The sequence below is a fragment of the Solidesulfovibrio sp. C21 genome, assembly GCF_047785625.1.
GTDB lineage: Bacteria > Desulfobacterota > Desulfovibrionia > Desulfovibrionales > Desulfovibrionaceae > Solidesulfovibrio.
Genome location: NZ_JBLODY010000100.1, coordinates 1 through 10,792, shown reverse-complemented (window position 1 = coordinate 10,792; position 10,792 = coordinate 1). Strand labels below are relative to the sequence as shown.

At 63.0% G+C, this 10,792-nt stretch carries 8 protein-coding genes; 4 read left to right on the top strand and 4 right to left on the bottom strand.

Going from position 1 to position 10,792, the window contains the following annotated elements:
* Positions 1–197 precede the first annotated feature (197 nt).
* Complete coding sequence (locus tag ACMZ6R_RS18750; RefSeq protein WP_416114345.1) at positions 198–395, bottom strand: hypothetical protein; 198 nt, start codon at positions 393–395, stop codon at positions 198–200.
* A gap of 146 nt (positions 396–541) precedes the next feature.
* On the opposite strand from ACMZ6R_RS18750, the gene ACMZ6R_RS18745 reads away from it, so the two are divergent.
* The 3 genes from ACMZ6R_RS18745 to trpS all read left to right on the top strand — a co-directional run bounded on the left by ACMZ6R_RS18745 (position 542) and on the right by trpS (position 2,728).
* A complete protein-coding gene (locus tag ACMZ6R_RS18745) occupies positions 542–907 on the top strand; it encodes a response regulator (protein WP_416114343.1) in 366 nt (121 codons plus the stop codon).
* A gap of 115 nt (positions 908–1,022) precedes the next feature.
* On the top strand, positions 1,023–1,667 hold the full coding sequence (locus ACMZ6R_RS18740) for a site-2 protease family protein (protein ID WP_416114347.1): 645 nt from the start codon (positions 1,023–1,025) through the stop codon (positions 1,665–1,667).
* 53 nt (positions 1,668–1,720) lie between these two features.
* Positions 1,721–2,728, top strand: a complete 1,008-nt coding sequence (gene trpS, locus ACMZ6R_RS18735; RefSeq protein ID WP_416114341.1) for a tryptophan--tRNA ligase — start codon at positions 1,721–1,723, stop codon at positions 2,726–2,728.
* A gap of 549 nt (positions 2,729–3,277) precedes the next feature.
* Here the strand turns inward: trpS and mltG are convergent.
* Genes mltG through ACMZ6R_RS18720 form a run of 3 tightly spaced genes read right to left on the bottom strand, consistent with a single transcriptional unit; the run spans position 3,278 to position 8,239 of the window.
* Positions 3,278–4,291: an endolytic transglycosylase MltG gene (gene mltG / locus ACMZ6R_RS18730; RefSeq protein ID WP_416114339.1), complete on the bottom strand. Its 1,014-nt coding sequence runs from the start codon at positions 4,289–4,291 to the stop codon at positions 3,278–3,280.
* Positions 4,261–4,704 (bottom strand): Holliday junction resolvase RuvX, encoded by a 444-nt coding sequence (gene ruvX, locus ACMZ6R_RS18725; protein ID WP_416114337.1) that lies wholly within the window; start codon positions 4,702–4,704, stop codon positions 4,261–4,263. The genes mltG and ruvX overlap by 31 nt, the downstream gene beginning before the upstream one ends.
* A gap of 10 nt (positions 4,705–4,714) precedes the next feature.
* Entirely contained in the window at positions 4,715–8,239 is a 3,525-nt protein-coding gene (locus ACMZ6R_RS18720; RefSeq protein ID WP_416114335.1) for an FAD-binding and (Fe-S)-binding domain-containing protein, read from the bottom strand.
* A 216-nt stretch (positions 8,240–8,455) separates the two neighbouring features.
* On the opposite strand from ACMZ6R_RS18720, the gene ACMZ6R_RS18715 reads away from it, so the two are divergent.
* Positions 8,456–10,441: a hypothetical protein gene (locus ACMZ6R_RS18715; RefSeq protein ID WP_416114333.1), complete on the top strand. Its 1,986-nt coding sequence runs from the start codon at positions 8,456–8,458 to the stop codon at positions 10,439–10,441.
* Positions 10,442–10,792 lie beyond the last annotated feature (351 nt).

Genomic DNA, 10,792 nt, shown 5'->3' with positions numbered 1-10,792 from the left:
CTTTGCGGCAGGCGCGTCAGGCAAAAGTCCGGCACCATATTCTCCTCCGCCCGACCTCCCGCCAGCCAACGCCTCCCCCGTCCAGCCAAAGCCGGGAAGGGGGGATCGGGGGGGCCCGTGGCCTCCCGGCGGAGTGCAGAGGCGGAGCCTCTGCCGGGGTCCGGGGCAGCGCCCCGGGGGCGAGCAAGCGCCCCGGCCTAGCCGCGCGAGGTCACAGGGCGCACGGTGACATGGTCGCCGTCCCGCAGATGCCTGTCCGGGGTGAGCAGCTCGCCGTCGCGGATAATCAGAGCATCATTGACACGGAGGTTGAGTTTCTGGAGCAATTGCAAGACGGTCTTAATTTTAGGATAAGTGACTGGTTGTTTGTCCGAACCAAGTGTAACGGTAATCATGGTCTGGCCGTGTAGCGCGGCGGGGCTTGGGAATCAAGGCAGCGCTCCGGGAAAACGGTTGACCGGGGCCGAGCTTTTCCGCATAAGATCAAGTCGAGAAACGCAGGAAATGACGACAACGTGTCGTGCTGTAAGGAGTTGTACCTATGAGCGGGAAGATATTGGTCGTCGACGACGAGAAGCACATTCGGATGCTCTATCAGGAAGAACTCGAGGGCGAAGGCTACGAGGTCGTGACCTCCGACGGCGAGGAGGACATCCTGCCGCTGATGGCCAAGGTCTCGCCGGACGTGGTGGTGCTCGACATCAAGCTCGGCGGCAACCGCTCGGGACTGGACCTGCTCCAGGAGATCCGCGGCAAGGACCAGAGCGTGCCTGTTATCCTGAGCACGGCCTATGACAGCTTTCAGCATGACCTCAAGTCCATCGCCGCCGACTATTACGTGGTCAAATCCGTGGACCTCGGCGAACTGAAAAACAAAGTGGCCCTGGCCATGGAAAAAGCCGGATAATCCGTCGCATGCACCGTCTCCGCCCCGGAGCGCAGGCCGCATATCCGGGGCGGACCACGGTCCTTGCTGACGCGCCCCTTGCCCCGGCCAGCCGTTCGTGCTAGCCGCCATCTCCATGTCTCCGGATATTTCCCAAACAATCCAGGAAATCGCCCTGCTGGTCGTCCCGGTGCTCATGGCCGTGACCTTCCACGAGGCGGCCCACGGCTTTGTCGCCAACTGGCTGGGTGATCCCACGGCCCGACTCGCCGGGCGGCTCACCTTAAACCCCATCCGGCACCTCGACGTGCTCGGCACCCTGGCCTTCCTGATCACGCGCATGATCGGCTGGGCCAAGCCCGTGCCCGTGAACCCGCGCTATTTCCGCAACCCGGCGCGCGGCATGATGCTCGTGGCCCTGGCCGGCCCGGCCATGAATTTCCTTTTGGCCATACTCTTCGCCCTGTCCGTGCACGGCATCGAATACCTCGGCGTCGGCGTGATCCAGGGCACCGTGGCCTTCCGCATCCTGGAGCCGCTGCTCTACATGTGTGCGGCCGGCGTCACGGTCAACCTGGCCCTCGGCATCTTCAACCTGCTCCCCGTGCCGCCCCTCGATGGCAGCAACATCCTGGCCGGTTTCCTGCCGCCACGCATGGCGCTTCGTTACCAGGAGTTCGGCCGCTGGGGATTTTTGCTGCTCATCCTGCTCGCCGTGGTCGGGGTGCTCGGCAAGATCATCCTCCCCCCGGTCTCCTTTCTCTATCAACTACTGGTCTGACCGGTCCGACCGGTCCCTTCCCCATCCCTTTCACGGCGAACGGATCACTTCCCATGAGCGAAAACACCCCCAAGGAAAACAAACGGATCGTTTCCGGCATGCGCCCCACTGGCCCCCTGCACCTGGGCCACTACTTCGGCGTGCTCAAAAACTGGGTCGCCCTCCAGGACACCCACGAATGCTTCTTCTTCGTGGCCGACTGGCACGCCCTGACCACCGAATACGCCACCCCCAAGCGCATCAAGGGGTTCGTGCCGGAACTGGTCAAGGACTGGGTCGCCGCCGGGCTCGATCCGGAAAAATGCGTGCTGTTCCAGCAGTCCCAGATCAAGGAGCACGTCGAACTGCACCTGCTCCTTTCCATGGTCACCCCCGTGTCCTGGCTGGAACGCAACCCCACCTACAAGGACCAGCTCACCGAACTGGCCGCCAAGGACCTCGCCACCTACGGCTTCCTCGGCTACCCCGTGCTCATGGCCTCGGATATCCTGATCTACCGGCCCGGATTCGTGCCCGTGGGCCAGGATCAGCTGCCCCATATGGAACTCACCCGGGAAATTGCCCGCCGGGCCAACCACCTCTACGGCAACTTCTTCCCCGAGCCCCAGGCCCTGCTCACCCCGGACGCCAAACTGACCGGCCTCGACGGCCGCAAGATGAGCAAAAGCTACGGCAACTCCATAGGTCTGTCCGAAGACCCGGGCACCATGAAGAAAAAAGTCATGAGCATGCTCACCTGCGAAAAACGCGCCCGCCTGACTGATCCCGGCGATCCCAAGGAATGCAACCTCTACCCCTACCATGAACTGCTCACCGATAAGGCCCGGCTGCCCGAAATCGTCGAAGGCTGCACCCACGCCACCTGGGGCTGCGGCGACTGCAAAAAACTGCTCGTCGAATCCCTGACCGCCTTCCTCGAACCGATCCGCGACCGACGCAGGGCCTTCGATACAGACCCCAACCTCGTCTGGGATCTGCTCGAACAAGGCAACGCCAAAGCCCGCGCCTGTGCCAGCCGCAACCTCGATGCCCTCAAGAAAAAGCTGAACTTCAACTTTTAGGCCGGGGAGGCGACGCCTCCCCGGCAGAGGCTCCGCCTCTGCACTCCGCCAGGGCGCTGCCCTGGACCCGCCGGGAGGCCACGGGCCCCCCGGGCCCCCCTTCCCAGCTTTGGCTGGGCGGGGGAAGTGCTGGCTGGCGGGAGTCGGAGAGTGGAAGATGGATGCGGAATTTGTCGGGACGGTGCCGCCGCTTCGCGGCAGGCTCGTCCCAAGCAAATTCCGCATCCACCACGCCGGTCGCCCCAAGGGGGCGACATTCAGAAAACTATCTTCTTCTTAAAATGCGGCGCTTCGCCGCTGGCGCGGTTGTTGCCGCAATTGCGTCCGGCGTCGAGGAGCGAAGCTCCTCGTGCCGCCGGGCCGATTGCGGCAACGAACATACGGTGTCCCGCCGTCCAACAACACCAACCGACCTCCCCCCTCTCCCGACCATACTCCCACCTCACCAACGCAACCCGGTAAAAGGGGGTCCGGGGGACATCAAGTCCCCCGGTGGTGGGGTCCAGGGGAGGCAGAGCCTCCCCTGGCCGCCGAAGGCATCACCACACATTACTTCCGGCCGTGACGCTGAAATCTGTTCACGGCGTCGATGTGCTCGTCGAGGGTCTTGCTGAATTTGTGTTCGCCCTGGCCGTTGGCGACGAAATAGTAGTAGTCGTGGATTTCGGGCGCGGCGACGGCCTGGAGGGATTTGAGACCGGGGGAGCAGATGGGGCCTGGGGGGAGGCCGGGATGGACGTAGGTATTGTAGAGGTTGGTGGGGTCTTCGAGGTGGGCGCGGGTGAGGTTCCCGGTGTACTTGTCACCGAGGCCGTAGATGATGGTGGGATCGGTTTGGAGCAGCATGCCTTTGGCCATGCGGTTGAGGAACACGCCGGCCACGCGGGGGCGTTCGGCGTCGACGCCGGTTTCCTTTTCCACAATGGAGGCCAGGGTGACGGCGTCGAGAAGATTTTTGCCTTCTGGTTTGGCGGTGGGCCAGACGAAATTGGCTTGTCGCCAGAATTCCTTGAGCATGGCTTCAACGACGTAGGCGCCGTCGCCGTCCTGCCTGCGGGTGAAGAGGTAGGTGTTGGGAAAGAGGAAACCTTCGGCGGTTTTGGCCGGGATATGGTATTTCGCCAGGAGTTGCGGGTCGCGGGCGGCTTTGAGGAAAGCCTGCTCCGAGCACAGGCCGGCCTGTTCGGCCAGTTTGGCGATCTGGCGCATGGTCAGGCCTTCCGGCGCGGCGAGCTTGTGCTGGATGCTTTTGGCGGTGGTCAGGTAGTTGAGCAGCTTGTAGGGGGTCCAGCCGGTGCTGACTTCGAATTCGCCGGCTTTGATCTTGCCTCCCATTTCCGTGACTTTGGCCAGGAGTTTGAAGCCGGCGGCGTCGCGCAACACACCTTCGGCCACGAGCATCTTGGCCGTGGCGTCGAAGGACTGGCCCGGCTCGATGGTGACGGTTTTCGTTTCGCCCGGCGATTGAGGCGGGATGGTCAGGAAGGTGTAGGCGTGGTAGCCGACGAGGCCTCCCACGACCAGGACACAGATCAGGAGTCCGAGGAGGATGGTTCGCAGCATAATGCTCCGCCGCGCAGATAGCGCTCCAGGATAACGGCCGCCGCCTGGGCGTCGACGCGGGCGAGGAGTTCCTTGCCGGCGTATCCGGCTTCCCGCAGCCGTTCGGCGGCTTCTTCGGTGGAAAGGGCTTCGTCGACGAGTTCCACGGGCACGTCGGTGCGCCGGGTGAGGCGGGCCACGAAATTGCGCACCTGCCGTCCGGTAAGGCCCTCGTCGCCGCCGGCCCGCACGGGGTAGCCGACCACGATGCGTGTGACGGCCTGGTCGCTTATAACCGCAAGCAGTTCGTGAAACAAGGCGTCGCGGGTCTCCCAGGCCAGGGTGCGTAGGGGGAAGACGACCCGGGCTTCGGGGTCGGTTATGGCCAGTCCCACCCGGGCCTGGCCGTAATCGATGGCGAGCAGTGGCGGCATGCGGCCGTGGTCAACCCCGAACGCGGGCGGCCTTGGCGTTTTTACGCAACACCTTTTTCCACTTCGGCCCGTCGAGCGCCTCGGCCATATACTCCAACGTATGCATGACCTGATGCTTGTCGTGCATTTCTAAAAGGATACGCTGGATGCCCATCTTGCACGACGGACAGCCGACCAGGATGGGCATGGCCTCCGACGCCTCGGCCAGATCCTCGGCCAGGGTGATGCGCTTGCGCTCACGCAACCGGTTGTAGATGGCCGGCGTGGTCATGGCCCCCATGCCCGATTCGCCGCAGCAGTTGGCCGAAAGGTCCACAGGCCGGCCCGTGACCTTGCGCAACGCGTCCATATACATGCCCGCGGCCTTGTTTTTCGCCACGCCGGCCCATTCGCTGTGACAGGCGGCGTGGTAGAGGATGGGCGTCTTGTCCTCGCCAACCGGAAACTCCAGCCGGCCAAGCAGGAACTGCGTCACATCCATGTGCACGAGATCGGGCCGCAGGGCCACGAGATCGTGCTCCTCCAGGGCTTCCCGACAGGTGCCGCAACTGGTGAGGCTAAAGGCCGGCGAAAGGCCAAGGGATTCGGCCTCGGCCAAAAGCGCGGCCAGGGCGGCCCGGTTGTGCTCCCGGTTTTGCCGGTAGGCCTCGCCCATGCCGGCCGCCAGGAGCGGATAACCGCAGCACAGATGCCGATGGGGCACGAGCACCGCCACTTCGGCCCGAAGCAGCAGGTGGATGGCGGCCATACCGATGGCGCTGGAAAAAAGCGACGCTCCGCAGCCCGGGAAATAGAGCACAGTCTCCGGAGCCTCGCGTCCTTCCTGGGGAATGAAAATGGAGCCCTTGTCCAGATCCAGGCGTTCGCTCAGGCTGCGCAGGCCAAGATTCGGATTGGGGCCGCGAAGCCCTGGATTCTCGATGCGATTGCGCCAGAACCCGGGCAAAAGCGGCATGACCTTGTTGTGGAATTGCTGACCATAGGCCGCAAGCTTGGCCGCCTTGGGCGCACGGTTCTCCACGTCCTCGACAAGGTAGGACAGAATCTTGTGCTTGATGGGATGGCCGCCGCAACCCTGCTGGTCGAGGAAATTGCGCAGCCCGAGGGCCACCTTGTCGGACTCGATTTTCACCGGGCACACGCTTGTGCACTTGCCGCAGGCCGTGCAGTGATCGACCAGCTTGCGCAGCTTGTCCAAAAGCGCCGGGTCGGGTTCGCCGTGGCTTATCTGGGAATAGTAGACGGCCTCGATCAGCGCCCCGATGGCGATGTTCTTGTTGCGCGGATGGTAGAGCATGCCATGTTCCGGGGCGAACATGGGGCAGACCTGCTTGCATTTGCCGCAACGGTTGCAGAACTGAATACCGCTTAAAATCGAAATCAGCGTATCCTTGTCCGGCAGCGCGGTTTTTTTGATGTCGCGAATCAGCCTGTTAAACGAAAAGGTGTAGGGCTCGACCCGAAGAGTGCGGGTGGTCAGCTTGCCCGGGTTGATGATGTTTTTCGGGTCCACCCGCTTCTTGTAGGCGCGAAGCGCCTCGATCTTGGCGTCTTCCAGAAAGGCGATCTTGGTGATGCCGATGCCGTGCTCACCCGAGACCGCGCCGCCAAGGGTGGTCACCTTCTCGAAAACCTTTTCCGCCGCCTCCAAGGCTTGCCGCATCATTTCCGGATCGTTGGAATTGACCGGGATGTTGACGTGGCAGTTGCCGTCGCCGGCGTGCATATGGCTCGCCACCTCGATGCGGGTGGCGGTCATCTCGGTGTGGATGGCGGCGAGCTGGTCCTTGAGCCTGGGATAGCGCGAGGCCAGATCGGTGAAGAAGTAGTGGGTCTGCACCTCCACTTCCGAGTCCGACAGGTCCCGGGCCGTGATCTTGCCGCGCAGCACCCGGTCGCAAAATTCCAGCTCCATGGCCACGAATTCGTCCGCGGCCGGGATGCCGGGCAGCCGGCCGGCGTTTTGCAGGGCCGTGCGGTAGGCGTGGGCAATGCAGTGGAGGTTCAGGTCTTCCAGGAACTGGGCGAACTCCGGCACGACGGACAGCGGAATGACCACGTCCTCGTTGATCTTAAAGCCCGAGGTGCGCTTGGAAATGGCCGAGAGTTTGTGCCGGTCCTCCCAGTACAGTTCCGCCGTTTTGGCGTCCTTGGCCTCGAAAACGTCCACATTGTCATAGGGATCGACGATGTCCACGATGTCGGCCGCCGCGCGCAAGAGCGCATCCTCTTCGTCGGAGTCGAGCTGGAGCAGCAGCACCGAAATCGGGTCGCCCTCGTACTGTGAGGACTTTTTGGCGTAATTGATGGCCTTGACGTACTTGGAGTTGAACTCCTCCAAGGCCGAAATCTTGACCGCGTCGCCTTCCTCGCGGATACGGTTTCTGAGCCCCACCACGTCGCGGATGACGCACATGGCGTTATTCATCGACCGGCCGAAAAATTCCAGGCACAGCGTGCGCGAATACTTGGGGATGGGGTACAGGGCGAAACAGGCCTCGGTGATGATGCCGTCCACGCCCTCCTTCTGCACGCCGGGAAGCCCGCCAAGGAACTTGTTGGACACGTCCTTGCCGAGGTTTGGGGCGCGGATGTCCCGGCCGGGCAGGCACACCACGTCGCGCACGCTGCCTTCCTCGTCGAGGATCTCGAATTCCGCCGTCTCCTCGGGGCGTATCTTGTGGCGCGGGTGCCCCACCCGGCGCACCTCGATGATCTCGCCCGTGGCCTCGACCATCTTATAGCTGATGATGTTGTCGAGCGTGGTGCCGTACTCGAAGGCGAACGGCCCGCCGGCGTTCTCGGCGATATTGCCGCCAAGCGACGAGGCCGCCTTGGAAGCCGGGTCAACGGTGAAAAGCAGTCCCTTGGCCGCGACCGCCTTGATGGCGTGCATAGTGATGACGCCGGTCTGGGCGCAAAGGGTCCGGGCCTCCTCGTCGATGGCCAGGATTTTCTTGAATTTGGACAGGCTGAGAATAACCGAACGCCTATGGGCCGGCACGGCCCCGCCGGTCAGCCCCGAGCCGCCACCGCGCGGAATAATGGCGAATTCCAACTCGTAGGCCAGACGCAAAATCTGGCGGATATGGTCGGTGGTTTCGGGCAGGAGCATGCAAATGGGCATCTCCATGCGCAAATCCGTGGCGTCGGTGGAGCATTCGACCAGGGAGTGAGCGGCCGTGACCACGTCCTCGGACGGCAGGAAACGGCGCAACCGCTCGACCAGGTTCTCCCGGAAGCGCTTGTCCGATTCGTAGACGTCCCAAAACGCCTTGTAGGCCTTTTTGATCAGGCGCGGATAATCGCCCCAGGCCTTTGGATTGGCCCCGGCCAGACGCTTTTCCACCGAAGTCTTGACGTCGTCGGGGTTGATGAAGGGATTGGCGCGCACGAGAAAAAGTTCGGCGGCCACGGCCACGGCAAGATTCCTGGCGTCCTCGGGCCACGCCTCGATCTCCTCGGGCGAGATGTCGAGGACACGGGGCACGAGCCGCTCAAGGGGGAGAGATATATGAGGTGTTCGCTCCGACATATTAAGCGCTTCCAGCGAGGGTTGAAATGCGAGAGGGAGTCAGATAATGCCGATGTCGACGTTTGGCAAGGACCGCCTGCACCGATTCCGGGCCCGTACCGTTTCGTGTAGTGCCCCACCATGCATGGGTGTGCCTGTTTTTTTTTCGATTGAGCCCTTCCATAAACATCCCTTGGCCGCGTTCGAGCCCTTCGACGCAGGGCCCGCGGGAGGCCCATGCTCGCAAGTTGCATCGCCTTTGTTTTATTGGTCGAACTGGGTTGCGTCCTTGCCGCTTGGTACAGGCTGCAAGACCCCGCATCCGGCATCGGCGAGGCGATCACCCACGCCCTGGCCCTGACGCTTGTCGGGTTGGGCTTGGCCGTCCAATTTCTTTTCGCTTTGGGCCTGGCCCGGTATCCCTGGTTGTTGGACGCGTCCGCAGCCGCCTTTTTCGCCTATGCCCTGCGTCGAGGCAAGAGGCGATTTCTCCCGGATCTTCGCGACGCCTGCCGCGCGTCCGCCACCTCCGCCAGTGCCTGGATGCTGGCCGCAGGCTGCGCCCTGCTGGCGCTGACGGTGTGGGTCGCCCCGCCGGCCAACTGGGATTCCATGACCTACAATCTGGCCCGGGTGCTCATCATGATGCGGGAAAACACCCTGGCCCCCGAAAATATCAACACCTTCCGGCAAGTATCCTTCAGCCCGGGTTTCGACCTGCTCCACTGGTTCTTTCTACGCTACCACACGGACCGGGCCATCGCCGTTTTTTCCTTTCTCGCCTACCTGACCATCATCGCGGGCAGCTTTTCCCTGGCCAGACGATACGGTGACGCCCGTTTCGCCCTGCGCACGGCGCTTATCGTGGCTTCGTTGACGCTTTTGCCCCTGGAAGCCACCTCCACCAAGAACGACATCGGCGCGGCGGCCATGGCCGTGACCTGCCTGGTCGGCGCCGCCCGGCTGCTCGATCGTCCCGGTCCCGGTATCCTGGCCTTTTTCGTCACCTGCGCCTGTTACGGGCTTTCGACCAAGGCCCATTTCGCCTTTTTCGGCGGCACGCTCACCGTGCTCCTTTTCCTCGCGCGACGCCGGGAACTGGCCGAGATGGCCAGGGAGTGGTCACACAACGCTCCCCTGCGCCTGGCATTTGGCATTCTGGCCATGGTCGCCGTCCTGGCGCTGTGCCTCGGCAGCCAAGGGATCAACCTGACCCGTTACGGCGATGCCTTCGGCCCGCGCCAGGCTGTGGCCAGGCACGAAAATCATGACGGGCTGCCGGGCGCGGCGGCCAACCTCACCCGATACGTCCTCAATCTCGTCGATATTCCGGGGAAATGGTGGTTCACGACCCGCCGCGACATCCAGGTTGCCCTTTTCGGCCCGGGCAAGGGTCCGGGCGCGACCATGGCCTATAACGCCTATTTCGCCCCAGGCAATGCCCTTCGTGAGGATTCGGCCGCTTTTGGGCTGCTTGCGGCCGTACTCGTGGTTCCCTGCACCCTGTTGGCCCTTTTCCGCCAACGCGACACGCTCGCCCGTCTGGCCGTCGCCGCCCAGTGGACCTTTTTCCTGGCCCTTTGCGCCACGATCACCTGGTTTTCTTTCAATAACCGGTTTCTGACGCTTTTTTTCGCGACAAGCGCCCCTGCCCTGGCCGCCGCCAGGGGGTGGTGGCACGACCGGAAATGGGTCCGGCTCCCTGTGCTCGTCCTGGCCTTTTGTACCCTTGGCGCGGCGGTACTGGCCAACCAGGACCGGCCGCTCGTGGATGCGGCATATCTGCCCAAAGTCGATCCACCCTTCGAGGCCTCGCTCTTCGATCGTCCGGGCGGACGGCGCGGCGTCTACGACGCCTATTTTCATGGGCCGCTGCTGCTCGACTACCTGTCCCGGGGGCTTTATCCCGGCGGCCGGGGACTGCTCGTCGCCGGCAAGGACAGCTGGGTCTACCCGATCCTTTTTTACGGGCACAGGCAACACTGGCTGGTCATGGGCGAGGACGCGCCGACGGCCGTCGTTGACGGCGAACGCTACGACATGCGCCAATGCGCCTCCCTGCGCCGGCTGGTGGACTGCTTCGACGTGGCGGTCATCATGGAATCCCCGGCCGCCGCGGCCTGCCTTTCCGAAGAAAAAACCGTCATGACCACCCAGGCCCCTTGGGGAGATGTGCTGGTTTTCGCGTCTGGTGCATCACGGGAAAAAGCCGTCGCGCCGTAGCCTCCCTGCCAGCTGAAATGGCCTCCGCCTGGATTTGCCCCCGCTAACCCAGACAGGCCGTGGTATCGATTGCGCGGATAGCCTATTCGGCCTCCAAGGCGGCTGGGGCACCAACCGGACGATAGCTTAACCGCGTCGCCAACCTGTCCGACCTCCCCGGACCACCTCACCCCCAATCCCCATATCTGGCGTCTGTGTTCTCTGCTTTTTCCGGTCCGTGAGACTTTGCTTGGGCATAAAAAAAGCCCCGGAGATTCGATTTGAATCTTCGGGGCTTTTGAAAAAGAGCCCTGGCGGCGACCTACTTTCCCACGCAAGAGTACGCAGTATCATCGGCGAAGGAGGGCTTAA